Annotated in this window: 22 protein-coding genes; 5 read left to right on the plus strand and 17 right to left on the minus strand. The window is 50.4% G+C overall.

The features are described 5' to 3' along the window. Positions 1-76: 76 nt before the first annotated feature. Together D8682_RS04165 and D8682_RS04170 are read right to left on the minus strand one after the other, a co-directional pair. The gene (locus D8682_RS04165; RefSeq protein ID WP_064546209.1) at positions 77-754 is read right to left on the minus strand and encodes a molecular chaperone; all 678 of its coding nucleotides are present in this window, start codon (positions 752-754) and stop codon (positions 77-79) included. Positions 755-847: 93 nt separating this feature from the next. Further along, the gene (locus tag D8682_RS04170) at positions 848-1,375 is read right to left on the minus strand and encodes a fimbrial protein (RefSeq protein WP_121813596.1); all 528 of its coding nucleotides are present in this window, start codon (positions 1,373-1,375) and stop codon (positions 848-850) included. A 340-nt stretch (positions 1,376-1,715) separates the two neighbouring features. Between D8682_RS04170 and D8682_RS04175 the strand changes: the two genes are divergently transcribed. Beyond that, positions 1,716-2,381: a winged helix-turn-helix transcriptional regulator gene (locus D8682_RS04175; RefSeq protein WP_238392814.1), complete on the plus strand. Its 666-nt coding sequence runs from the start codon at positions 1,716-1,718 to the stop codon at positions 2,379-2,381. Between the two features lie 62 nt (positions 2,382-2,443). On the opposite strand, the gene arnF is transcribed toward D8682_RS04175, so the two are convergent. The 7 genes from arnF to arnB all read right to left on the minus strand — a co-directional run bounded on the left by arnF (position 2,444) and on the right by arnB (position 9,914). Further along, positions 2,444-2,824 (minus strand): 4-amino-4-deoxy-L-arabinose-phosphoundecaprenol flippase subunit ArnF, encoded by a 381-nt coding sequence (arnF, locus tag D8682_RS04180; RefSeq protein WP_202914371.1) that lies wholly within the window; start codon positions 2,822-2,824, stop codon positions 2,444-2,446. Further along, the gene (arnE, locus tag D8682_RS04185; protein WP_064546201.1) at positions 2,824-3,147 is read right to left on the minus strand and encodes a 4-amino-4-deoxy-L-arabinose-phosphoundecaprenol flippase subunit ArnE; all 324 of its coding nucleotides are present in this window, start codon (positions 3,145-3,147) and stop codon (positions 2,824-2,826) included. Before arnE ends, arnF begins: the two co-directional genes overlap by 1 nt. A gap of 104 nt (positions 3,148-3,251) precedes the next feature. After that, entirely contained in the window at positions 3,252-4,913 is a 1,662-nt protein-coding gene (arnT, locus tag D8682_RS04190; protein ID WP_121813598.1) for a lipid IV(A) 4-amino-4-deoxy-L-arabinosyltransferase, read from the minus strand. A gap of 4 nt (positions 4,914-4,917) precedes the next feature. Beyond that, entirely contained in the window at positions 4,918-5,814 is an 897-nt protein-coding gene (arnD, locus tag D8682_RS04195) for a 4-deoxy-4-formamido-L-arabinose-phosphoundecaprenol deformylase (RefSeq protein ID WP_121813599.1), read from the minus strand. Further along, positions 5,811-7,793, minus strand: a complete 1,983-nt coding sequence (gene arnA / locus D8682_RS04200) for a bifunctional UDP-4-amino-4-deoxy-L-arabinose formyltransferase/UDP-glucuronic acid oxidase ArnA (protein ID WP_121813600.1) — start codon at positions 7,791-7,793, stop codon at positions 5,811-5,813. Before arnA ends, arnD begins: the two co-directional genes overlap by 4 nt. After that, a complete protein-coding gene (arnC, locus tag D8682_RS04205) occupies positions 7,790-8,773 on the minus strand; it encodes an undecaprenyl-phosphate 4-deoxy-4-formamido-L-arabinose transferase (RefSeq protein ID WP_064546193.1) in 984 nt (327 codons plus the stop codon). The genes arnA and arnC overlap by 4 nt, the downstream gene beginning before the upstream one ends. 1 nt (position 8,774) lies before the next feature. Continuing rightward, positions 8,775-9,914, minus strand: a complete 1,140-nt coding sequence (gene arnB, locus D8682_RS04210; RefSeq protein ID WP_121813601.1) for a UDP-4-amino-4-deoxy-L-arabinose aminotransferase — start codon at positions 9,912-9,914, stop codon at positions 8,775-8,777. 560 nt (positions 9,915-10,474) lie between these two features. Here arnB and D8682_RS04215 point away from each other — a divergent pair. Further along, positions 10,475-12,094, plus strand: coding sequence for a phosphoethanolamine transferase (locus tag D8682_RS04215; protein WP_121813602.1), 1,620 nt, complete (start codon positions 10,475-10,477; stop codon positions 12,092-12,094). 835 nt (positions 12,095-12,929) lie between these two features. On the opposite strand, the gene D8682_RS04220 is transcribed toward D8682_RS04215, so the two are convergent. Genes D8682_RS04220 through D8682_RS04235 form a run of 4 tightly spaced genes read right to left on the minus strand, consistent with a single transcriptional unit; the run spans position 12,930 to position 17,957 of the window. Beyond that, entirely contained in the window at positions 12,930-14,111 is a 1,182-nt protein-coding gene (locus D8682_RS04220) for a cytochrome c (RefSeq protein WP_121815632.1), read from the minus strand. A 5-nt stretch (positions 14,112-14,116) separates the two neighbouring features. Continuing rightward, positions 14,117-16,009, minus strand: coding sequence for an NAD(P)/FAD-dependent oxidoreductase (locus tag D8682_RS04225; RefSeq protein WP_064546186.1), 1,893 nt, complete (start codon positions 16,007-16,009; stop codon positions 14,117-14,119). A gap of 8 nt (positions 16,010-16,017) precedes the next feature. Continuing rightward, a complete protein-coding gene (locus D8682_RS04230) occupies positions 16,018-16,494 on the minus strand; it encodes an ester cyclase (RefSeq protein ID WP_121813603.1) in 477 nt (158 codons plus the stop codon). 35 nt (positions 16,495-16,529) lie between these two features. Further along, positions 16,530-17,957, minus strand: coding sequence for a gamma-aminobutyraldehyde dehydrogenase (locus tag D8682_RS04235; RefSeq protein WP_121813604.1), 1,428 nt, complete (start codon positions 17,955-17,957; stop codon positions 16,530-16,532). 177 nt (positions 17,958-18,134) lie between these two features. Between D8682_RS04235 and D8682_RS04240 the strand changes: the two genes are divergently transcribed. Next, positions 18,135-18,869, plus strand: a complete 735-nt coding sequence (locus tag D8682_RS04240) for a FadR/GntR family transcriptional regulator (protein ID WP_064546180.1) — start codon at positions 18,135-18,137, stop codon at positions 18,867-18,869. A 17-nt stretch (positions 18,870-18,886) separates the two neighbouring features. Continuing rightward, complete coding sequence (locus D8682_RS04245) at positions 18,887-19,576, plus strand: cache domain-containing protein (RefSeq protein WP_121813605.1); 690 nt, start codon at positions 18,887-18,889, stop codon at positions 19,574-19,576. Positions 19,577-19,619: 43 nt separating this feature from the next. Here the strand turns inward: D8682_RS04245 and D8682_RS04250 are convergent, their stop codons facing one another. Next, positions 19,620-21,098, minus strand: a complete 1,479-nt coding sequence (locus tag D8682_RS04250; RefSeq protein ID WP_121813606.1) for an APC family permease — start codon at positions 21,096-21,098, stop codon at positions 19,620-19,622. Positions 21,099-21,460: 362 nt separating this feature from the next. Between D8682_RS04250 and D8682_RS04255 the strand changes: the two genes are divergently transcribed. Beyond that, on the plus strand, positions 21,461-22,447 hold the full coding sequence (locus tag D8682_RS04255; RefSeq protein ID WP_121813607.1) for an IS110 family transposase: 987 nt from the start codon (positions 21,461-21,463) through the stop codon (positions 22,445-22,447). On the opposite strand, the gene D8682_RS26665 is transcribed toward D8682_RS04255, so the two are convergent. Genes D8682_RS26665 through puuE form a run of 3 tightly spaced genes read right to left on the minus strand, consistent with a single transcriptional unit; the run spans position 22,429 to position 25,845 of the window. Beyond that, the gene (locus D8682_RS26665) at positions 22,429-23,088 is read right to left on the minus strand and encodes a hypothetical protein (protein ID WP_162302979.1); all 660 of its coding nucleotides are present in this window, start codon (positions 23,086-23,088) and stop codon (positions 22,429-22,431) included. The genes D8682_RS04255 and D8682_RS26665 overlap by 19 nt on opposite strands. A gap of 28 nt (positions 23,089-23,116) precedes the next feature. Next, positions 23,117-24,568 (minus strand): NAD-dependent succinate-semialdehyde dehydrogenase, encoded by a 1,452-nt coding sequence (locus D8682_RS04260; protein ID WP_121815633.1) that lies wholly within the window; start codon positions 24,566-24,568, stop codon positions 23,117-23,119. Between the two features lie 11 nt (positions 24,569-24,579). Further along, the gene (gene puuE, locus D8682_RS04265; protein ID WP_121813608.1) at positions 24,580-25,845 is read right to left on the minus strand and encodes a 4-aminobutyrate transaminase; all 1,266 of its coding nucleotides are present in this window, start codon (positions 25,843-25,845) and stop codon (positions 24,580-24,582) included. Positions 25,846-25,891: the final 46 nt, after the last annotated feature.

The following is a 25,891-nucleotide window of genomic DNA, read 5'->3' on the forward strand; positions in this document are numbered from 1 at the left end:
GCAAAAGGCATGAGATACCCTGGTAATGTGGTAAACATTTATTGGTGGTTTATCGGTTTATATGTCTGCTGAAGATTTAAAGGGAGCTTTTATGCTCCGGCCCAATCGCGCCGTAGTCACTGATAATCGTCCAGGTGACGCTGCCGGAGCTGGCACCCACAGGCATTGCGAAGCTCGCGGTACCGCCGGGAGCGACATAAGTCACATCCTGCACGCTTTTACCCGCCACTTTCACATCCATGAAATTCATATAGAACGGCGTCGGGTTGCTGACTTGTATATTATTCCCGCTACGGTGCCAGGATAATTTATCGGTCATCTCTTCCGGAACCCCTTTCAATCCCTGCGGGCGATAGATCAATTTAATGCGCGTTTTCACGGCAATTTGCAGTGTATTAATATTCGCCGCGACATCAGCGGAAGGAATAGCTTTGATATTCATCCAATAAAGCGATTCTTTATCGGAAGGCAAGTTGCCTCCCGCACGTACCACGCGCAAGACGTTATTTTGCCCGCCATCAAGACGGAACAGTGGCGGAGTCACCACAAAGGGGGCTTTCTCAGCGCCACCCTTTTCCATTTCCACCCACGACTGGATGAGAAAAGGCTGTTTGTCGGGGTTGCTGACGCTGAGTGAAGACTCCTTTCTGGCGCCGTCATAAATCAAGCGCGTGCCACCAACAATCACACCAGCCTGGGCTGCGCAGGTGCTAACCAGCAGGGCAACCAGCAAAGTTCCAGGGATAAATTTCATTACTACACTCCAGAATAATCAGGGATAAAAGCCGGTAACAGTAGCTACCGGCCAGCTGTTCAACTCTCAGCCCGCACAAGGCCTCAAATTGAATTAGTTGTAAGTGACAGAGAAGTCAGCGGTAGAGTTCGCCGGGCCCGCGGTCACAGTGGAAGAAGTCGCGATATAACGCGCAACGAATTCCAGGTTGTTATCAGCAGTGCTGGACAGCGGATACGCTTTAGAAGAGGTGAACAATGGCAGCACGGTATTCGCATCATCAGAAAGCTGAATACCTACGCCCGTTGCCACACCAGATTCCTGTGTCAGAGCCAAAACTGAGGTATCACCGCTAACGTTAGTACCATCGAATTTAACCATGGCGTTATGCACGGTCGCTGGGCAGTTAGTTAATTGAAGAGTGAATTTAGTAGCAGCTGCTGTAGAGCCTGCACCTGTGAATTCAGTTTTTGCCACGCTACCTAAAGTCACTGTCAGTGGGTTAGATGGGGTATTCACAATCGTACAGCCGGCATCGATGATTTCACCCTGGAAATTAACCTGGCCACCCGCAGCGAAAGCAGAAGCAGTAGACAGAATGGCAGTAGCGGCGAATGCAACAGCGATTAAATTCTTTTTCATAACACTTTCCTTGAATATATTTACCGTTAATAGAAAGCCATAGCCCTTTATCTTTAATAAGGTAAAAGGGCTATCTCTGTTTAATGATCAACATTTATTGCTGAGCAATTCTCAGGCTTTCAGATAGTTAAATAGTGAAGCTAGTTATTAATTGCTTTTAGTTAAATACAGCAATTTTTACCCTTACTATTTACAGGGCAGATTTTGATATAAACACAGAGATCATTTCAACATATTTTTGGGTGTACTTTTACACCGCTAATTTCTTTTAAAAATATTTTGTTTAAGCATAATCCCAACCATCAAATTTTATTATTTTTCAAATAACGGCAAGCCTAAAATGAAAGACTTTCAATACGAAAATCCTTTTTTTTCAGAGAATTACCTATCCAAAAGCAAGAAGCCTGTTGATGACATTATGGCTTTAATAAAATATCTGACCCCCATAAGCAACAAATTAGAAACAACTGAAAGACAATTCATTAACCACAAAGATAGTGATAAGCGTATGTGCTTTATCCTACATAAAGGCAGCGTGACACTTTACCGCCGCAACGATGGGATAATATTAAACTCAGAATCTGCCCCCTACATTTTCGGGCTTAGCACCCAACACCTTGCGCAGGATTATCTTTCTATACGCACTAATGAAGACTCAGAGATCAGCTATTTATCGATTGATGACACCAACAAAATCATCGCCCGCCATAATTTATGGAAGCAGTTAAGCTACTTGATGATTTACACCATTACGCGGATTTATGATCATTGCAGCAAAATATCGTCACTGTCGTCCTATGAGATAATCTGCCACCAACTCTATGAATTGATGAACGAACCTGAAGACGTCAGAAATCAAGTGAGTGTCGCCACTTATATCAAGGACAGAACGTTTTTATCGCGCAGCAGCATTATGAAGATTCTTGCGCAATTAAAGGAAGGGGGTTACATCGTGACAGACCGCGGGGTGTTAATTGAATTGTTTACCCCGCCGAAAAAATATTAATCACAGCAAGGTCGGTGGATTAGCGCTAGCGACATCCACCATTTTTTTGCCCGCAGCCAGGTTTAGCGTTTTTTATCGGGAATACAGACCAGCAATAAGCCGATGAAAATCACCCCAACCCCGACCAATTTTCCGGCGCTGAAACGCTCATGCAGCCACGGCAACCAGATAGCCGCCGCCCAGACCAGCACGTAACTCAAACTGAGCAGTGGGTAAGCTTTGCTGAGCGCCACGCGGCGTAATGCCATAAACCAGCATGCCATCGAGCAGACATACGCCAGCAGTCCAATCACCAGTATTTCAGCGCCAGGGCTAATTCCCCAGAACGCCGAAAAAAGTTCGCGTGGGCGGTCAATTGGCGGCAGCGCCATCATCGCCCATTTCATCATCAGCTGCGCGCAAGTGACCAACAGCACGCTCATTAAGGCCCAAAAGTAGCCCATCAGGCAGCACCTCCCAGTATGCTGATGCCGCAGATGATCACCACCACGCCCAGCCAGTGCCGCAGTGACACCGGCTCATGCCAAATAAAACGCGCCGCCAGGGTGATAAAAATAAAGTTCAGGCTCAACATCGGATACGCAACGCTCACCGGCACGCGTTGCAAAACCAGCAACCACAGCAACATCGCGCAGCCCAGCAACAGCACGCTTAACGCCAGCCAGCCCAATAAATGCAGCCGACCGCGCTTGTAAGTGGCCTGCTTCTGACAAAGCTGGCCGCCACAACTCAGTAAACTCGCCAGCACTATCAGCAAATAACTCATAAGACTGATGACAGACCTTTTTCGGGGTTCACTTCAAAATGGTGGATGGCGCTGACGCTTATCCACCCTACAAAACCAGATTTTCTGCCTTTGTCAGCACGCTATCATGGCGTTTTTTCATAGAAGAAAAGCACAAAGCGGCCTTTGCGATAAATATTATCGGGCGGTGGTACATCCTGGTCTTCCGGCACTTTATCTTTCGACAGCAACAACACCAACGAAACATTGCCTTGTTGGCGATGTTCCGCCAGCCAGCCTGGGAAATCCTCGCGGGAGACAAAGTTATCTTGCGCATCGGCGAAATTCGTCAGGCCGTAATTCAGCTCACCCGGTTTGGCGTACATCGTAATATCGCTGCGCTTTAATTCCCAGGCGATACCCGCGCCTACCCCGACGCTATCGGCAAGAATATAACGGCTGCTCTCCAGCTCCGGGCGCACTACGTCGATGAACACTTGCGGATGTTTGGAATCGATAACTTTGTCAGGAATCACGCCGCCAACTAACAACGCCAGACCCAGCGGGCATATTGCCGCCCACTGCCAGTGCCTGGCGTTATTGCGCAGGGTAAGATAGCCGACCAGCGCCCAGACCAGGAATGCCACTGCCGCCTGTATCGCTTTGAGCACTTCGTGACTGGCATAAAGCGGATGTTTTGCCACGCCCCAGGGCGCCAGTACCACCAGCACGGCTAAGGTACAAATCCCGCCGAAAGCGACGTTTATCCAGCCGTTGATTTTCAGGGTGCGAGTCGAAGCCAGTAATTGCGTAGCATGGCGCGCCAGCAAAATAGCCAGCGGGGCAAAACACGGCAGAATATAAGTCGGTAATTTGCCTTTCGCGATACTAAAAAAAAGTAGCGGCATTACCACCCAGCCCAGTAAATAGAGCGAGCTGCTTTCGCTTGAACGCTCCTGCCAACTGCGTTTTAGTGCACCCGGCAGCAACGCCAGCCAGGGTAAGCAACCGGCAATCAGGAAAGGAATGTAATACCAGAATGGCGCTTTATGCTGCGCGTCTTTCTCGGCGAAACGCTGAATATGCTCAACCCAGAAGAAATAGTTCCAGAATGTCGGCTCCGCTTTGGCAATAACCAACGCCCACGGCAAGGTAATAACCACCGCGCTCAATACCGCCAGCGGGCCAAACAACAGCACCTCTTTCCAGCGTTTTTGCGCAATCACCCACGGCAACACGCCCAGCACTGGTACCGCCAACGCGAGGAAACCTTTGGTCATCACCCCCATGCCGCAGGCCAGGCCGAGCAGAATATAGCCGCCTGCTTTTCCAGCGGTGGTCTGCGCATGGGTGCCAAGCCAGAAGCTGCACATCGCCGCTACAAGCCACAGCGTGATCATCGGGTCCAGCACCGCGTAGGTGCCCACGCCATAAACCAGCAGACAGGTCAGGAAAATCACGCCAGACAGCACCGCAACGGTCTTGTCACGCCAGATACGCAACGCCAGCCAACTCACCATCAGTGCGCTTAGCGTAATAGAAAACACCGAGCCAAAGCGCACCGCGAAATTGTTATGGCCGAAAATCAACTGGCTGAGATTATTAATCCAGTATCCGGCAACCGGTTTTTCGAAATAACGCACGTCGAGAAAATGCGGGACGATCCAGTTACCCGCCGCCAGCATCTCGCGGCTGATTTCCGCATAGCGTGTTTCGTCCGGTTGCCACAGGGCGCGGAATTCTAGCGGCAGCAGGTAAAGCAGAGCAAAACCTAATAACAGAACAAACGAGTACTTTGCTGATTTCATCCGTTTAGCGCCCGATAAGTTGTTGGCAGCCTAACCAGCCTTCACGACCTGGGATCACACCGCGCACCACTCTCCCCAATGGCAAAGTGGTTAAATCTTGCGGTAACAGTTCGCTAAGTGGGCAAAACTGAATACCTTCCCGTGCTGCCATGGTCAGCAGTTCATCAAAGTCTTTGCGCATCACCATCCCTTCCACTTCGGCGTGAATGGTGTACACCGGCGTACCGCTATCCTGCTTAATACGGTCAAGGATAAAACGGTTGTAGCCTTCACGACTGACCCCTTTACCAATCACTTCATCCCAGGTCGGTAGCGTCACCGGAATTTGTACCGTTCCGCTGCTGCCATCGGGTAATAGCGGGCGAAATGGTGTGGTTCCGCGGCAGTCGCTGTTGTAAGTGAATTTGAACGACTCTTTTGCCCGCACCACGCGCTGGTCAGCACGCCATCCGGCAACCGCTGAACAGCTCACCGGTTGCTCGACAATTTGGCCCAATGATTCCAGGCCAAGGCGAATTTGTTTCTCAAGATGCGCGTTATCCCAGACACCCGCCCAGGTTTGCCAGGCAAAGTGATCCCAGGCGTGCAACCCGACTTCATGATGATCCGCCGCCGCTGCAATGATCTCCGCATTGCCTTCACCGATTTTGCGGCCCGGCCATGCGGTACCCGCCAGCAAAATATCCCAACCGTAGAGCGATGCGGCTTTCGAACGCAGCATCTTCCACAGGAATTGCGGTTTCACCAGGCGCCACAAATGGCGGCCCATGTTATCCGGGCCAACGCTTACGAAAAATGTGGCCTGAATACCATGCAAACTTAAGATCTCAAGAAGATGCGGAACCCCTTGTTGGGTGCCCCGCCATGTATCTACATCAATGCGCAGGCCAACTTTTCTCATGCCTGAGGTTCCGTCAGTTCAACTGTATTAAGGAAGAAATCCAGCGTTTCGTCGATGGTTTTTCCCATCTCGACCGTTGGCGTCCAGTTTAGTAAGCGCTGTGCGTTGCGGATGCTTGGCTTACGGTGTTCCACGTCCTGATAACCTTTACCGTAATAGGTGCTGCTTTCCACTTCACGGAAGCCAGCGAACGGCGGGAAATGGTTGCGCAGCGGGTGTTTTTCAAAGCTCGCCAGCAGCATTTCAGCCAGATCTTTGATACTCGCTTCATTGTCCGGGTTACCGATATTGACGATTTGCCCATCGCAATTGTTGTTCTTATTCTCGATAACGCGGAACAACGCTTCGATACCGTCGCTGATATCAGTGAAGCAACGTTTTTGACGCCCGCCATCAATCAGCTTAATCGGTGAGCCTTCTACCAGGTTGAGAATCAACTGGGTAATGGCGCGTGAACTACCGATACGTGCAGCATTCAGGTTATCGAGGCGTGGCCCCATCCAGTTAAACGGACGGAACAGCGTAAAGCGCAAACCCTCTTTCTCGCCATAAGCCCAAATCACGCGGTCGAGCAGTTGTTTGGACACCGAGTAAATCCAGCGCTGTTTGTTGATGGGGCCAACAATCAGGTTCGAGTTATCTTCATCAAAGACCTTATCGGTACTCATGCCGTACACCTCAGAGGTAGACGGGAAGATAATGCGTTTTTGATACTTCACGCAGTCGCGAATAATCTTCAGATTCTCTTCGAAATCTAGCTCAAAGACGCGCAGTGGATTACGGGTATATTCAATCGGCGTGGCAATCGCCACCAGCGGCAGCACCACGTCACATTTCTTAATGTGGTATTCAATCCACTCGGAGTGAATGCTGATGTCGCCTTCCACAAAGTGGAAGCGAGCGTTGCCGAGGAAACGGCTGATGGCATCAGAGCTAATATCCAGCCCGTACACTTCAAAGTTGTCGTCCTGCAACAGGCGCTCGGTCAGGTGGTTGCCGATAAAACCGTTTACTCCAAGGATCAGCACGCGAGTGCGGCGTTTAATAGCCGAAACCGGTTGGCTGCTGAGTAACGCCCCCGCCACCAGACCCAGAGTTTGCGCCAGTTGCGCGCCCTGCATGTATACGCCGTTGTCCGTTTGCCCGGTGAGTATTTCAAGTGCACCGCCGCCCGTGGCGATCACCAGCGGGCTGACGGACAGCACGGTTCCGGCTTTCGCTGCCTGCAACCCTTCCAGCACACGGCTTTTCCAGACGATAAATTTGCTGCCGCCAACATAGCTGAAAGCGCCCGGCCATGGGTCGGTAACGGCTCGCACCAGGTTATTAATTTCCTGCGCCGTGGATTGCCAGTTAATGCAGCCATCTTGTGGTGTCCGACGGCCAACTAAGCTTGCTTTGCTGTGGTCTTGCTCAACCTGCGGGAAATGTCCGGTTTTGATGACTGGCAGAATATCTTCCAGCAACTCAGTAGCGGCTTCCGTCAGTTTCTTGTGCAGCGTTAGCGCGGTGTCTTGTGGCGTAATCGTGACGCGATTTTGCTCGACGATGGCACCGGCATCAGCACGCTTAACCATACGATGCAGCGTAACGCCGGTTTCGGTTTCGCCGTTCACCAACACCCAGTTCAGCGGCGCGCGGCCACGGTAGGCTGGCAATAACGAGCCGTGAAGGTTAAATGCCCCGACCGTCACGCTTTGCAGAATTTCTTCGCACAACAAGTTGCGGTAATAGAACGAGAAAATCACATTAGCCTGTGCCGATTTAATACGATCGACCCACAGCGGGTGATTGACGTCATCCGGTGCATAAACCGGGATACCATGTTCCGCTGCCGTTCTCGCCACTGAGCCAAAGAAATGGTTTTCAGAAGGTGAATCAGGGTGGGTATAAATAGCCGCGATGTCATAACCGGCGGCGACCAGTGCGTTAACACCCGCGCAGCCCATGTCGTGATAAGCAAAAACGATAGCTTTCATTGTTGATTTTCCTCAGAAATTGAAACTGACTCACGGCTAACCACCCGCTGAATAAAGTAACGTGGCCGGGCACGGACATCGGTGTAAATCCTGCCGATGTATTCCCCTAATAGCCCCATGCCGACAAACTGTGCGCCGATGAACATAAACAGCACCGCGAAGAGCATGAACACCCCTTCCGCCGCCCATTGCGGCCCGAAGGCAAGTCGTAAAACCACCAGCAGAACGGACAGCGCAAACCCCATTACCGCGATGATGCTGCCAAACACACTGAGCATGCGCAGTGGTGTGGTCGTCAGGCAGGTGACCAGGTCGTACATCAAATTAATCAGGCGCATAAAGCTGTATTTCGAATCGCCAAATTCGCGTTCGGCGTGATGCACCGGGATTTCCGTGGCTTTACGCGCAAAGGTATTCGCCAGAATGGGAATAAAGGTGCTGCGTTCGTGGCAATTGAGCATCGCGTCGATAATGTGGCGACGGTAGGCGCGCAGCATGCAGCCGTAATCGCCCATCGCTTTGCCGGTGGTGCTCTGAATCAGGCGGTTGATCAGCCGTGAAGCGCGTTTGCGAAACCAGGTATCCTGGCGATTCTGGCGCACGGTGCCGACCACGTCGTAACCTTCATCGGCCTTCGCCACCAGGCGGGGGATCTCTTCTGGCGGGTTTTGTAAATCCGCATCCAGCGTGACAATCAAATCGCCGGTAACATGGCTAAAGCCCGCCATAATCGCGTTGTGTTGCCCATAATTGCGGTTGAGTAACACCGCAACAATATGGCTGCCTGGCGCTTCGGCGGCATCGCTTAGCATATCGGCTGAATTGTCAGTGCTGCCGTCATCAACCAGCAGGATTTCGTAATCTTTACCCAGCGTTTCACACGCCGCGGTAGTGCGTTTGATAAGCTCGGGCAAGCTTTCTTGTTCGTTATAAACAGGGATCACCACAGAGACTTTGTGGATGGCTACTGGTTTGGTCATATTATTTTCCTGCGACTTCACGCAACGCGTTGATCACGCGGGAGACATCGTCATCAGTCATCGTTGGGAACAACGGAATAGAGCAAATTCGCTCACTGTTCCATTCGGTATCGGGTAAAGAGAGCGTTGGGTATCGTTCGCGGTAATACTTCTGGGTATGGGCGGCGCGGAAATGCAAACCGCTGCCGATGCCTTTTGCTTTCAGGGCTTCCATAAGTTCGTTACGTGAAATGCCGCAACGCGCTTCATCAACGCGAATAATAAATAGATGCCAGGCGTGCTGGTGTTCCCACTCTGGCTGGATAAGCGGCAAGAAAGGCGTGTTCGCCAGTTCAGCTAAGTAACGTCCGGCGATTTCTGTACGGCGAGCATTGTTTTGCGCAAGTTTGCCTAACTGCACCAGCGCGATAGCGGCATTAATATCGGCAAGATTGTATTTGTAACCAGGCGCTATCACTTCGGCTTGCGGCGCACGGCCAAGCGTCTGGCGGTCAAAGGCATCAACACCCAGCCCGTGGAATTTCAGGCTACGCATGCGGTTGGCGAACGCCTCGTCGTCGGTGACGATTAACCCACCTTCTGCACAAGTCATGTTTTTAATCGCATGGAACGAGAAAATTGCCGTCCCACGGTCGCCAACATGTTTGCCTTTATAGTACGTTCCCGCCGCATGTGCCGCGTCTTCAATCACCGGAATTCCGTGGCGCTCACCCACGGCGCGGATCGCGTCAATATCCACTGGCGCTCCGGCATAATGAACCGGAATAATCGCGCGAGTTCGCGGGGTTATCGCGGCTTCAATGGCGGCGGCGGTCACCATTAGCGTGTTGCGGTCAACATCAATCATCACCGGTTCAGCGCCCAGTAACACAATCATATTCAGGGTGGAAACCCAGGTCAGCGAAGGCGTAATTACCTCGTCACCCGCACCGATGCCCAATGCCATCAACGCGACGTGCATTCCGGCGGTGGCTGAGCTGACAGCAATCGCATGTTTATTGCCGGTTAACTCGCAAAAAGCTTGTTCAAGTGCCTGATTTTTTGGGCCAGTGGTTATCCAACCGGACTGCAAAACTTCACTCACCACAGCGAGTTCTTCTGGCCCGATAGCGGGACGTGAGAAAGGCAGAAATTCACTCATTGAATATTCCCATTATTAGCAGCACGAATTAGCAGCACGGTGTTCACTCCAGGAGTAACTCCAGATTAAGACGTTGCACGAATGTATTTATCATGACCCTGTGTTATTAAATAAACGTGCAACATGACTGATTCAAAATGCAGTTATCTAAACCGCGATTAAATTGAAATCAACTTAACAGAGTTTTCTTAGCTCAATATTAAGATTGCACCAGACAGAATAAAAATCACCTTAATGGAAAATACTGACAGACATCCCAAAACCACAAAAATCAACACAACACCATGAATCAATTAACTTTTAACGAAAACACCATCTATAAGACTCATGTTTTTTTAAGTGTTTTTAATCTATTAAGGTTAAATTAAGGTTTGTAATGAATAAATAACCACTCTTGAACCATAAATCGTGAGTTGTTTTTTGGGATATTTAAGAGGGTATTTCTTAACTTCACCGCAACTTATTTGTTCTGAGCAAATTTCAAACACTTGGTAAAAATTGCCAGCACGTTTTAGATTCCAAATGGTATTTACTTTGGCGGCAATTATTCGGAGATATTAATGCCCGTACTTTTCAGGATTAAGCTTATCCCACTGGTTTTACTGTTGGCGGTGGTTTTTGCCTTCTTGCTTAACTGGCCCGTATTACTGCATTTTTACGATATTTTGACGCACCTTGAGCACGTCAAAATGGGTTTTGCCATCTCCATACCGTTTGTATTGGTTGCGGCACTTAACTTTGTCTTTATGCCCTTTTCGATTCGATTTTTGCTGAAGCCGTTTTTTGCCCTGTTATTTGTGACAGGCTCAATGGTCAGTTACTCGACGCTGAAATACAAAGTGATGTTTGATCAGTCTATGATCCAAAACATCGTCGAAACCAATCCACAAGAAGCCCATTCTTATCTGAATGGCTCGATCATTTTATGGCTGCTGCTGACCGGAATACTTCCGGCTATCTTGCTGTTTTTAATTAAGATTGAATATCCAGCCAAGTGGTATAAGGGCATTACATACCGTTTGTTGTCTATGGCGGCATCACTGTTGCTAATTGCGGGTGTGGCCGCACTTTATTACCAGGACTACGCCTCTGTCGGGCGCAATAACTCAACGCTAAACAAAGAGATTATCCCGGCGAACTACGTCTACAGTACCGTCCGCTATCTGCAAGATACCTACTTCACCACCAAAGAACCGTTCCAGACATTGGGTGATGACGCCAAACGTGTTGCCAATAAAGACAAACCGACACTAATGTTCCTGGTGATTGGCGAAACCGCACGTAGCCAGAATTTCTCGATGAACGGTTATGAGCGTGATACCAACGCTTTCACCAGCCAAAGTGGCGATGTTATTTCGTTTAAGGACGTTCATTCGTGCGGCACGGCCACTGCGGTTTCCGTACCCTGCATGTTCTCAAATATGAACCGCACCGAGTACAACGCCAAAAAAGCGACTAACAGTGAAAACTTCCTCGATATCGTGCAAAAAACCGGGGTTTCGCTGCTGTGGAAAGATAATGACGGTGGCTGTAAAGGCGTGTGTAAACGGTTACCGACTATCGAAATTAAACCGACCGATAACCCGAAATTGTGTAATGGCGAAACCTGTTTCGACGAGGTGATGCTGGAAAATATCGATGAAGAGATGGCAAAAATGGCCGGGGATAAGCTGGTTGCCTTTCATATCATTGGTAGCCACGGGCCGACCTATTTCCAGCGTTATCCGGCTAAACAACGCCACTTTATGCCGGAATGTGCGCGTAGCGACATTGAAAACTGTACGCAAGAACAACTGGTCAATACCTACGACAACACCATTCGTTATACCGACTATGTCGTGGCACAAATGATTGAAAAGCTCAAACTTTATAGCGACAAGTACAACACCGTGCTGCTGTATGTGTCCGACCACGGCGAGTCTCTGGGGGAAAGTGGCCTGTATCTGCACGGCACGCCGTACAAACTGGCACCGGATCAGCAAACGCATATACCGATGCAGGTGTGGATGTCACCCGGTTTTATCGCGGATAAGCACATTAATATGACTTGTCTGAAAAATAATGCTGCGAAGAACCCGTACTCCCATGACAACTTGTTCTCATCGGTGCTAGGGATTTGGGACATCACCACCCGCGATTACCACGCGGATAGTGATTTGTTCCGCGGGTGCCGGAGTTAATCCAACGTCAGACAGCTGAAAATGTCGGATGGCGCTGCGCTTATCCGACCTACTCGGTTTCATAAGGCTTTGTTTTGTAGGGTGGATAAGCACTAGCGTCATCCACCATTTACGCCAGTGGTGTCGGATGACCCTGCGCTTATCCGACCTACTCGGTTTCATAAGGCTTTGTTTTGTAAGGTGGATAAGCACTAGCGTCATCCACCATTTACGCCAGTTGTGTCGGATGGCGCTGCGCTTATCCGACCTACGCGGTTTCATAAGGCTTTGTTTTGTAAGGTGGATAAGCACTAGCGTCATCCACCATTTACGCCAGTTGTGTCGGATGGCGCTGCGTTTATCCGACCTACGCGGTTTCATAAGGCTTTGTTTTGTAAGGTGGATAAGCACTAGCGTCATCCACCATTTACGCCAGTTGTGTCGGATGGCGCTGCGTTTATCCGACCTGCGCGGTTTCATAAGACTTTGTTTTGTAGGGTGGATAAGCGCCAGCGTCATCCACCGCTTGCGCCTGTCGTTACACCTGAAAATGTCGGATGGCGCTGCGCTTATCTGAGCTACGCGGTTTCATAAGGCTTTGTTTTGTAGGGTGGATAAGCGCCAGCGTCATCCACCATTTACGCCAGTGGTGTCGGATGGCGCTGCGTTTATCCGACCTACTCGGTTTCATAAGGCTTTGTTTTTGTAAGGTGGATAAGCGCTAGTGTCATCCACCGCTTGCACCTGTCGTTACACGTGAAAATGTCGGATGGCGCTGCGCTTATCCGACCTGCGCGGTTTCATAACGCTTTGTTTTGTAGGGTGGATAAGCGCTAGCGTCATCCACCGCAGGACTCTATTTCGCTATCGCACTAACCTCATCTTTGGTCGCCTGCGGCGCGCCATTGCCCCACGTTCCTCTGACGTAATTAACCACATTGGTCATTTCATCGTCAGACATCACCTCTTTATATGCCGGCATTTTGAAAGAAATATTGCCGTGGGTTTGCGGTGTTTCGGCGCCCTGATAAACCACAGAAATCAATGATGACGGGTCTTTGGCGTTGACTACCGTGTTGTTCACTAACGAAGGGACGGTGAAATCTTTGCCTTTTCCGTCATCACCGTGGCAGGTGGAACAATACATCGAATACAGCGTTTTACCGTCTGTCGGCGCATAAACAATGGCGCCATCGGCAGCCACCGGCACGCCATTTTTGTGGTTAAAGTTCAGCAAATAAAACGCTATCGCATCCAGATCTTTGTCGGTCAGATACTGCGTGCTCTGCGTCACCACCTCACTCATTGGCCCGGAAAGCGCATCGTGCTGGCTGCGCCCCATGCGCAGCAGATCTTTTAATTCATCTCTCGACATAGAAATGTTTCGCAACGAAGGTGCATACCAACCTTCAATCATCGCCCCCGTCAGATATTCAGCGCTGGAGGCGTCATAGCCTTTTTCCTGCATCGTCACACCTCTTGGGGTATGACACGCACCACAATGCCCCGGCCCTTCCACCAGATAAGCACCTCGGGCTAATAAATCAGTGGGCTGCCCGGTTTTATTTTCAGGGGCCGTCTCTTCGACGAACAACCAGTTCCAGACATGCAAAGGCCAGCGGGCCGACAAGAGCAAAGGGATCTCATTGTCTTTGTTTTTTGTATCCGCCGCCGGAACCTCATTCATGAAATAGTCATACAAGGCACGAATATCTTGATCCGTCATTTTGGCGTAGGACGGATACGGCATCGCGGGATACAACGGATGCCCATCTTTTGCGATGCCCTGCCTGACGGCTTTTTCGAAGTCTTCGTATGAATAATTACCAATGCCGAAGGTTTTATCCGGCGTGATGTTAGTGGCGTAAATATCGCCAATCGGCGTGGAGAACTTTTTCCCGCCCGCCATCGGCGCTCCGCCTTCGGTGGTGTGGCACGCCACGCAATCTGAAATCTTTGCCATATATTCGCCTGCCGAACTCGCGGCGGCATTCCCCGCGACGAACAAGCAGCCAATAGCCAATAAAGTCTGTTTCATGTCGCTCATCCCATCGCTTTAAGTTCGTTGACCGCGCGCCACGCCTGGTCAATCGCGGTATGCGCGTAGGCGTCCCAGTCGGAATCAGAGTTGGCTATCGCAATGCGGCCAATGGGTTGACGCGCGCGCTCAATGATTTCGGGCATTTTGTCCATATCATCGAACAAGGCGGTGGCGTAGTAAGAATAACCGTGCGCCCAGCGGTTAACGGTGATGGCAGTAATATCCCGTTCATGGTCAAAACCGGTTTGCCCGAGCATTTCCTGCAATTGTGTACGAATCATTTTTTCATGGGTGTCGAATGGCGTACCCAGTAAATACGCCCGCCCCTGGCGGAATTGCTCACGCGCACTCAATTTGCTTCCCGGATACGTCGGTACATAAACCATATGCAGACACATCGGTTGATCGGCATTTTGCGGATGCTGGTAACCGCCCATGCTGACCGGATAATCCAGCTTCACGCGGCTATATGGTGCGGCGGGTGAATAAAATTCGTGGATGCCTAATTGCATGAATGACTGCCAGTTTTTGACCACCACATTGGTGTACACCAGCGGCGCTTTAACGTTGAGTCGCAGGTCAGCCTTTTGCTGTTCCGGCGTTTCAGGCACCAGATACGGGATCATCATGTTGTAACCCGCCATGATGGCTTTTCGCCCTTTCACGCGATGCGCTTTACCGTCATTCACGTAAGTCACCACCACACCGTCTTCGCTATTGGCCGCATTAATCACCATGCTGTTAAGGCGCAGGCGTGTGCTGTTTTCCGGCAGATCGAGCTTTTCATAATGAAGCCTGGCGGTAATGGAATCCTCCATGGTGTTACCCGGCAGCGCATCTGGAATCAGGTGCCTGACGATCAGCCGCGCAAGCCCGGCATTACCATCAGGAAAATGATAAACATAGGGTTCATCGAGATCGGCCTGTGCCTCTTCATCAAGCGGCGGTAAATCCATGGCATCCATTCCCGGAAGCGCGCAGGTTCGGGCATCGCTACAACTTACGCCTTCAATACCGATGGCAAAAAAGTCGTTGGTGCGTTGCTGGAAATACATCAGCGCCATTTTGCTCAAGCCGACTTTTTCTACCAGGAAATCGCGGTAACTGTGGGTGTCCATCCACGCGGATTTTTCGTCGGCGGTCATGCCTTTCAGGTAATCCACTGGATTAACATGCAGATCCAAAATGGCTTTGCGATCGCTTTCGCTCAACGGGAAATCATTAATGAATGCTTCAAGGGGGCGACCATTGAGTTTATCGCGCGGAATATCATCAGCGACGGCGTGCCCAGGATCACCGCTGACAATTTTGGTTTCACCAAAGTTCTTTTTGTCGAAGAAAACGCCACGGCTGAGTTTTAAATCGGGGTAGAAATTAACGTCAAAGCTTTCCTTCATTCTGACGACGCTTACGCCGACGGTAGACAGCAGCCCATTTACCTCATCGCTAAAATTGCGGCTCGGCGATTGAAAGGCTTCACTGCCGCCATAGCCAATGATTTTTTTGCCGTCCGCTTTAAATTCATTACGTTTCGCGTGACCGCCAAAATCATCATGATTATCGAGCACCAGCACTTTGCTATTCTTACCCGCCAAATCATGCCAGAAGCTGGCGGCAGATAAACCACTTAGCCCGCCGCCAACAATCACCAGATCATATTCTTCTTCGATGGGCAGATGGTCGGTACTAAATTTTTCATGATCGCGGCCAATCGCATGTGCCATTTCAAAAGAACCGGGATGATTCCCACGCAGCCCAGTGAGTTGCGGTGGATAATAGTCATCGCCAATCATCACACTGGCTTTTCCGGCAGCTTTTGCAAAATCAAGTGGTGTCATCCCTGCGGCAATAGTAATTGCCACTCCATTGAGAAAATCACGTCTGGTGATAGACATATCAGTCCTTATTTAGCTTGTGGCTTTAGTTCTTCGTCGAGCTTTTTGGAGTCGTAATAATCGCCCTGCCAGGTTATTTTCCCGTTATTGACGGTGATATAACTGACTCCTTCAAATTTAATCGGGTTATTTGTGGCCGGGCTTCCCGCCCATTCGCCGCTATTTTTACCGCTGAATTCCCAGCGAAAAGCGATAGTGTCGTGATCGTAAACTGGCTTGCTGGTCATTTTCCAGGTTAAATCTGGCACCGCTTTAATAAACGCGCCAATCACCTCTTTTTCGGCGTTACTTTTCCCTTTCACCGGCGTGCCGCTGGCGGCATCGTAATACACCACATCATTGGATAAATATTGCGCGGCCTTTGCGGCGTCATGGGCATTCCACGCCGACATATAATCTTTAACCACCGTTAACGGAGACACTTCCGCTAATGCCAAATTTGAGAACAGCGCCAGGGACAGAACAGCGACTTTCATTGCTTTCATTTCATCACCTTAAAGTCTAATCGGAGCGGCGTTAATTATTCAGAGATGTCACACATGATGTGTTTCACTCGCGTGTATTCATCCAGTGAGTAGGATGATAAATCTTTGCCATAGCCAGATTTTTTGAAGCCGCCGTGAGGCATCTCCGCACACAGAGGAATATGGTTGTTAATCCATACGGTGCCGAAATCCAGACGAATGCTGAAACGTTGGGCGCGGCTGTGGTTGCTGGTCCAGATGCTCGCCGCCAGGCCGTATTCCACATCATTGGCCTTCTCCAGTGCTTCCGCCTCGGAGGAAAACTTCTGCACTGTCATCACCGGGCCAAACACTTCGTGCTGGATGGCCTCGTCGCGTTGATCAAGCCCGGAAATAATCGTCGGTTCAAAATAGAAGCCTGGGCCATCCCCCGCTTTGCCGCCAGTTTCGATGACGGCGTGTGACGGCAGGCGGCTGATAAAACCTTTGACCTGTTCTAGTTGGTTGCGGCTGTTTAACGCGCCGTACAACGCGTCTTTATCTTCCGGTGTGCCAAATTTGATAGCGCGGGTTTTGGTGACCAATTTTTCGAGGAATTGCGCATAGATAGAGTCTTCAATCAAAATTCGCGTCGCCGAGGTGCAGTCTTGTCCGGCATTGAAGAACCCTGCAGTGGTGATGACCTCCACCGCTTTGGCAATGTCGGCATCGGCAAAGACGATGACCGGAGCCTTACCGCCCAATTCAAGGTGCGCTTTGGTCAAATTAGCCGCAGCAGAGGCCGCAACTTGCAACCCCGCGCGCACCGAACCGGTTATCGAAACCAGTGACGCTTCGGTGCTGGACACCACCAGCGAGCCGGTTTCCGCTTTGCCGAGCACCACGTTAAATACCCCTTGCGGGAAAAGAGGTGCTGCCAGTTCCGCCAGAATCAACGTGCTGATGGGCGTGGTATCGCTGGGCTTTAACACCACCGTGTTTCCGGCGGCCAGTGCCGGTGCGATTTTCCACACCGCCATCATGAAGGGATAGTTCCACGGGGTGACCTGGCCGACAATCCCCAGCGGTTCGCGGCGAATCGTCGAGGTTAAGCCCTCGGCATATTCATAGGAGGCTTTTCCTTCCAGGCAACGCGCAGCACCAGCAAAAAAACGCAGCGCATCACAGGATGCCGCAATCTCTTCTTTTTCAATGAAATGCCGCAGCTGCCCGGTTTCTTCGCTTTGCGCCTGAATCAGGCGTTCAACATTACGTTCAATTTCATCCGCCAGTTTCAGCAGCGCACGCTGTCTCTGCGACGGCGTGGAGTGTTTCCACACCGCAAAAGCTGTTTTCGCCGCCAGATAAGCTTGCTCGACCTCCGCACGACCGGCGCTCGGCGACAGTGCGTAGGTTTCACCATTCACCGGGCTAACCAGCTCAAAGAGGTTCTCCTGCGAACCCGCGACATATTGCCCATTGATAAAATGCTTCAGAATCTTCATCGTGCTCTCCGCTGGTTTAAACATATATTATATTATGTAATATGTTTGATGAAGATTAAATTCAATAACATTTTGCTAACAATATGATATACATCCCATTCCGAAGTGATTCTTTACGCAGCGCTTGTATGCTATGTTCAGTGGCCTTATTCAAGGAGTCTCTCTTCAGGGAAAATTATGATTACGCATGCGGTGATATTCGCGCCAATCGGTCAGGCCAGCCGTTCCGATCAGATAGTTCAGCGGCTTTCCAACGCCATTATTACCGGCCTGCTTGAGGCAAACGAGCAGCTACCGAATGAAGCCGATCTGGCAAAAATGATGGGGGTTTCGCACATCACCATCCGGGAAGCGTTAAACACGCTGCGCGCGAATAATTTAATTCATACGGTGCGTGGGCGTAACGGTGGCAGTTTTGTGTGCGAACAAGCGTGGGAATTAAGTCACTCTCTTAATCCTTTTAAAACCCTGAGCACTGATTACCTGTCTGATTTGGGCGAGATGCACTGCGCGATTATTAGCCACAGCGCAAGGCTTGCGTCGCGCCGTATGACGAACGCCGATATCACCCGCCTGCGCGACTTTGTTGCAGTACTTGCCGCCTCCACCACGCCCGAGGCACGTACTCAGGCCGACATGCGCTGTTTGTTAGCCATTGCCGCCTGTTCACAGTCAGCACGTCTGGCAAACCAGGAGCTGATTTTGCAATCTGAATGGTCGTCACTGGTGGCGATGCTGTTCCGTTCAGAAAATATACATCGCGAGATTGTTGATCTGTATATCTCGTTAATTGACACGCTGGAATCTCACAATGAAATCGAGTCAGTTAACATTGCCAAAAAATTAATCGACACGTTTACTTTCTATCTGATAGAAAATAAATTGAAGCACAACGTAAATAATAACCAATAAAAACAACAGGCATAAATATGCTACAAACAACATCACTCCGTACTCTAAGCACCAAAATTGATAAAATCATTAACTCGACTATTGAATCCACCGTGTTGCTTGCCAGGGAAATTGAAGCTTCGCTGGCTGAAATTAAAGACGTTAAGCTGGAGCATCTGCTTGAGCCGTCAGTCAGAAAAACCATTCAGGATCATATTAAACAAACTCTGAATAGTAATGGTTACTGTGCGGGTGCCGGTTTTGCCAGCCATATTGAAAGCAGCGTCAGCAATAAGGAATTCTGGCTTCTGGAGTGGTGGTATAAGAAAGCCGATGGTGTAAAACAGGTGAATCTGGATTTGGACCAGGCCACACAACAGCGCCTGGATTTCCGTACCTTTGAATGGTTTAAGCAAGCGCCATCGGTGGATAACGCCTTTATCCATGGCCCCTACGTCGACTATATTTGCAATACTTCGTACACCCTCACCTGCGCCGTCCCGGTTCATTTTCAGGATCAGTTTTTAGGTGTTGCGGCGATAGATTTATTAGTCAGCCGTGTAGAGGATGAGCTATTACCTTATGCGGCTAATGATAAAGTTATTCTAACCAATAAAGAGCGCAGAATTATTTTCTCTACCCATCCACGATTCCGCGTCGGTGATTTACTGGATGCCAGTGTGACGAGTATTGTCTTTGAGAATGATTATTTTAATTTATATATGTGAATAAGTCGGATGTCGCTACGCTAAGCGACATCCGACATTGATATTAACCTTGTTCGGTATTTAATTTACGAGCGTATTCAATCGCATCATTCTCGGGTGCACTCGAGCGACCAAACGGTTTGCTGACGAACATATAAATCAGGCCCGAACCAATCACAATCGCCAGTCCTACCAGCACCGTCCAGCGGTCCATAAAGTTTTCACTCTGGGCCGGTTGCGCCAGTAACCAAATACCGCACAACCCGTAAGCCAGTGCCAGAATATTGACGATAATCCCCCACGAACCCACCGTCCATTCACCGGCAGGTTTCCACCCTTTCAGGCGCTGGCGCAATGCCGCCAGTACCACCATCTGGAAGGAAATATAGATACCGATGACCGCAAATGCGGTAATACGCGCCAGGCTATCAGGCTGGAAATAGACCCACACGCAGATAATCACCGGTAACAAACAGCTCACCATCATGGCGTTATCCGGCACGCTATGTTTGGAGATTTTCGACATCCATTCGCTGCCAGGTAGCATGTTATCGCGGGAGAAGGAAAATATCAGACGGCTCAAGGCAGCTTGCAAAGAAAGAATACAAGACAACATCGCAATCACCGCGACCACAATAAAGACCGTAGCACCGGTTGGCCCCAACGCTTCGTTGAGAATCGCCGGAATCGGGTCGGAAATTTTACCGTTTACAATGTTGACTAAATCTGGGGACGATAACAAATAACCCATAATCGAAATTACCGCAGAGATGGCACCAAACACGATACTTAAAATCATCGCCACGGGAATTTTCTTACCTGGGTTTTTCACTTCTTCTGCCACATTACCGCAGGCTTCGAAGCCGAAGAACATAAACAACCCCATCAAAGATGCTGACATAAAGGCGGTGGTGTAATTGCCGTCGTTAGCCAACACGCCCATCGAGTCAAATACCACGGAGAAAGGTTGCGAGCGATGGAATATCAGCAGATAAATGCCGAGTGCAATAACGCTGACGATTTCACACCAAAAACCAATTCTCGCCACGCGAGCCAGGTTTTTGGTGCCTGACATATTCACGACCATCATAATCAGCAGCAAGACGACAGACGTCACCATCATATTGCCCGCACTAGTGGCGTAGTGGAATAACGAGGCCACGAAGGTAGAGGTGTATTCCGCAATCGAAGTAATGGTAACCACTAACGCCCAAAGATAAATCCAGGCGGCAATCCAGGCATATTTTTTACCCCAAAGTCTTCTCGCCCACGGATATAAGCCACCGGTAATCGGATATTGCGAGGCCACTTCGCCAAAGACTAACGCCACCAGTAGTTGCCCGCACGCCACAATCAATATCCACCAAATAGCCGGTGGCCCCGCGAGCGTCACGGCCAACGCAAACAGCGAATAAACCGCAGTCAGTGGCGAAAGGTAGGTAAATCCCAATGCGAAGTTAGACATCAGCCCTATCGAGCGGTTGAATTGCTCGCCTTTAACTGGCTGATGTTGGTGATGTTGTTTGTCTGTCGTCTGGTCCATATCTTTTCTCTTTATGTGGCATAAGGGCAGGCAGTGTGTATATTTTATAAAACATAATATGTTATATGTATACGCTTAATGTCACATAATTGTTAAAGATTTTGAGCGAGATTTTAACAAGAGAATTGTCGGATGACGCTACGCTTATCCGACCTTGTATCTTGAACCGGTAGCTGGTTAGCTACCGGTTACATGAAACGGAGGAAGCTTGTATCCGACCTGAAGACCTCGATCTTCCGACGTAGCTTAAGCCCTCCGTTTCACCTTTCACGCCACTCAAAATCCGAACGGTAACCAGAAGCTCTGACTTCGCATGTACAAGGCTGGAATGGCGTGTTGGTTCACGTGGAAGGAGATGAAATATGGCTTTTCTCGGTGCTGATATCAGCAAAAATAAAATAGATGTCTGTCTGCTTGTTGCCGGTATTAAGGGTAAGAAAAAGCAGAAAGTCTTCACCAATGAACCCTGTGTGGCCCGCAAAATCATCGACTGGCTGGAGGCCCAAAAATGCGCCTCTGATAATATGACAGTCGTGATGGAAGCCACGGGTATCTACCATGAGAATCTGGCGTATGGGCTTCATGATGCGGGGATTTCTGTCTGCATGGCCAATCCATACCGTGTCCGTGAGTTTGCCTGCGGAATGGATATCCTCACGAAAAATGACACAGTGGACGCATTTGTGCTGGCCTGTTATGGCGAGCTGAAGCATCCCGATGCCTGGGTCCCACCGTCAGTTGAAGTCCGTAAACTCAGGGCGTTGTTGCGTCAGCGCGACGCGCTGAAAGAGGATGTGCAGAGGACGGCCAACCGGCTTGAAAAAGCGCATTCAACCTCGACACCACGGGAGGTCATAGGCTCACTGGAGCGGACACACGGCTGGCTGAGTGATGAACTGGAACGGATAGAAAAGCTCATTACTGACCACACAGATAACGACCCGGGACTGAAGGCCGATCTGGAGCTGCTGAAATCGATAAAATGTGTGAAGGAGCAGGTGGGACGGGAGATGCTGGCACTACTGAAAGACGGGACGTTCAAAAGTGCCTCGCAGGTGGCAGCGTATCTGGGAATAACACCGGTGGAGAGAGTGTCCGGCAGTTCGGTACGCGGGCGGGCACATATGTCAAAAACAGGCCCCTCAATAGTCAGAGCCAAACTGTATGTAGCAGCCCTGAGTGCAATCCGGTGGAATAAACCCGCGAAGGCGATATATGAAAGGCTGGTAGCGAAAGGTAAGGCGAAAAAAGCGGCGCTGGGTGCAGTGATGCGTAAGCTGGTACATATGTGCTTCGGCGTACTGAAAACCCGATTACCATGGGATGAAAATTATGCAGCTACCGCTTGACGTCCAAGACGGTAGCTACGATTTGGATTTTGTAGAGCAGGCAAGCGCAGTGTCACCCACCAGAAATTTGGATATTGTAGAGCGGGTAAGCGCAGCGTCACCCACCAGAAATTTGGATATTGTAGAGCGGGTAAGCGCAGCGTCCCCCACCAGAAATTTGGATTTTGTAGAGCGGGTAAGCGTAGTGTCACCCACCAGAAGTCAGGATTTTGTAGCACGGGTAAGCGTAGTGTCACCCACCAGAAATTTGGATTTTGTAGGGCGGGTAAGCGTAGTGTCACCCACCAGAAGTCAGGATTTTGTAGCACGGGTAAGCGTAGTGTCATCAACCAGAAATTTGGATTTTGTAGAGCGGGTAAGCGTAGTGTCACCAACCAGAAATTTGGATTTTGTAGCACGGGTAAGCGCAGTGTCACCCGCCAGAAATTTGGATTTTGTAGGACGGGTAAGCGTAGTGTCACCAACCAGAAATTTGGATTTTGTAGGACGGGTAAGCGCAGTGTCACCCGCCAGAAGTCAGGATTTTGTAGAGCGGGTAAGCGCAGTGTCACCCACCAGAAATTTGGATTTTGTAGAGCGGGTAAGCGCAGCGTCACCCACCAGAAGTCAGGATTTTGTAGGGCGGGTAAGCGTAGCGTCACCCGCCAGAAGGTTGTAAATGTGAATGGGTTAAGCGAGGTTAACGCAGACGTATTTCATCTCTAAATACTCATCAATCCCAAAGCGTGAGCCTTCGCGCCCCAGCCCTGATTGCTTGATGCCGCCAAATGGCGCAACTTCGTTGGAAATCAGCCCGGTGTTGACCCCTACCATGCCGTATTCCAGTGCTTCAGGAATTTGCCACTGGCGCTTCGCATCCTGCGTGAATATATACGCGGCAAGGCCAAACTCGGTATCGTTGGCGTAATTCACTACTTCGTCGTCACGGTCAAATTTAAACAACGCAGCCACCGGCCCGAAGGTTTCTTCACGAGCAAAACGCATCTCTTGCGTGATATTGGCCACCACGGTCGGAGCGAAATAATTGCCACCCAACGGATGTTTATGGCCGCCAGTTAACAGCGTGGCGCCCTTTTGCAGCGCGTCATTCAGATGCAGCTCAACTTTTTCAATCGCTTTGGCATTGATAAGCGGCCCTTGTGTCACGCCGTCATCCATACCATTGCCGACTTTCAGGGCTTCAACCGCTTTCACCAGTTCATCGCACAACTTTTGATAAATCCCGCTCTGCACGTAGATGCGGTTGGCGCACACGCAGGTTTGCCCGCTGTTACGGAATTTCGACGCCATAATGCCCTTTACGGCAAGCCCAAGGTCGGCATCGTCAAAGACAATAACCGGCGCATTTCCGCCAAGCTCCAGCGAGAGCTTTTTGATGGTCGGAGCACATTGCGCCATTAATAAGCGCCCTGTTTCCGTGGAGCCGGTAAAACTGAGTTTGCGTACCGTGGCATTGCGACACAGTTCACCGCCAATTTCTTTGGCATCTCCGGTAATGACTTGCAACAGGGCTTTTGGCAAACCTGCCAGTTCGGCAAGTTTGGCTAACGCCAGCGCGGTCAGTGGCGTTTGTTCCGCGGGCTTAACGATAATTGCACAGCCTGCGGCTAATGCCGGGGCTACTTTGCGGGTGATCATCGCCGCCGGGAAATTCCACGGGGTGATTGCCGCGCAAACACCAACAGGTTGTTTCGAGACGATAAAACGTTGATCCGGGTTGGTCGGTTGCAACAACACGCCATCGACTCTTTTCGCCTCTTCCGCAAACCAGCTAATGAACGAGGCAGCATAGTTTACTTCGCCACGCGCTTCAGCCAGCGGTTTGCCGCCTTCACTGGTAATCAGCCGCGCCAGATCTTCAGTATTTTCCTGAATCAGGCTCACCCAACGATGGAGGATTTTTGCGCGGCTTGCCGCAGTCTGCATCTTCCACGCTTTTTGCGCGATCTCTGCCGCCGCGATTGCCTGCTGAGTTTCAGCTTGCCCCATCAACGGCACTTCGGCGATTTTCTGCCCCGTCGCGGCATTGACCACCGACATGGTTTTACCCGACTGGGCGTGGCTCCACTCGCCGCCAACCGGGCAACTGTCGAGCAGCAGGTCTGTATTGTTTAAATTGATCATCTTGGGTCTCACATTTGCGTCGCGGTTTTAATGATATCCAGCGCTTTATCGAACTGAGCATCAGGGATGGTCAGCGGATAAAGGAAACGGATCACGTTGCCATTTTGACCACAGGTCAGTAGCAGCAAGCCTTGCTCCAACGCACGTTTCTGCACTTGCTGGGCAATTGCCGCAGACGGCTCGCCAGTTGTGGTGTCGTAAAATTCTGCGGCAATCATCGAGCCAAGGCCACGCACTTCCGCTAAGGCCGGGCAATTTTGTTTGATCTCGCGCAGCGCAGATGTCAGCCGTTCGCCCAGTGCTTCGGCTCGTTGGCAGAGTTTTTCCTCAGCAATAATATCCAGCACCGCATGGGCTGCCGCCACCGACAGCGGGTTACCGGCGTAAGTCCCGCCCAAACCGCCAGGCGCAGGTGCATCCATAATTTCCGCTTTACCCACCACGCCAGATAACGGCATGCCGCCTGCCAGGCTTTTCGCCATAGTCATCAGGTCAGGTTGATGCGCGTAATGGTTCATGGCAAACATTTTGCCGGTGCGCGCAAAACCACTTTGCACTTCGTCAGCAATCATCACGATGCCGTGGGTATCACAAATTTGGCGAATCGCCGCCACAAATTCAGGCGGAGCCACATTGAAGCCGCCTTCACCCTGCACAGGTTCGAATATAATCGCCGCTACCTGAGTTGCCTCAATGTCGGATTTAAACAGGCGTTCGATGGATTTCACCGCATCGTGAGTGGAAATCCCGTTCAGTTCGGACGGATACGGCGCATGGAAGACGGACCCAGGGAATGGGCCAAAACCAATTTTGTAGGGAGCCACTTTGCCGGTTAACGCCATGGTCATGTAAGTGCGACCATGGAACCCACCGCTAAAAGCAATCACACCAGGGCGGCCACTATGGGCGCGGGCAATCTTCACCGCGTTTTCTACCGCTTCAGCCCCGGTGGTGAAAAAGGCCGTTTTCTTACGCCCAGCGATTGGCGCGGCGGCGTTAATTTTCTCTGCAAGCTGAACGTAGCTTTCGTAAGGGACAATCTGATAAGCGGTGTGAGTAAACGCTTGAAGTTGCTGCTCAACCGCCTGCACCAGGCGAGGATGCCGATGGCCGGTATTCAGCACGGCAATCCCGGCGGCAAAATCAATGTACTGCTTGCCTTCAACGTCAGTGATGGTGCTGTTTTCAGCCGATTGGGCAAAGAAATTACACATCACACCTACGCCACGTGGAGTAGCAGCCAGACGACGTTGATGGAGTTCGTTATTACTCATTTTTTTATCCCTCACACATTTATCAAATAGACAGGTTGTATTACCT

The organism is Buttiauxella sp. 3AFRM03 (assembly GCF_003675305.1).
In the GTDB taxonomy this organism is placed as follows: Bacteria; Pseudomonadota; Gammaproteobacteria; order Enterobacterales; family Enterobacteriaceae; genus Buttiauxella; species Buttiauxella ferragutiae.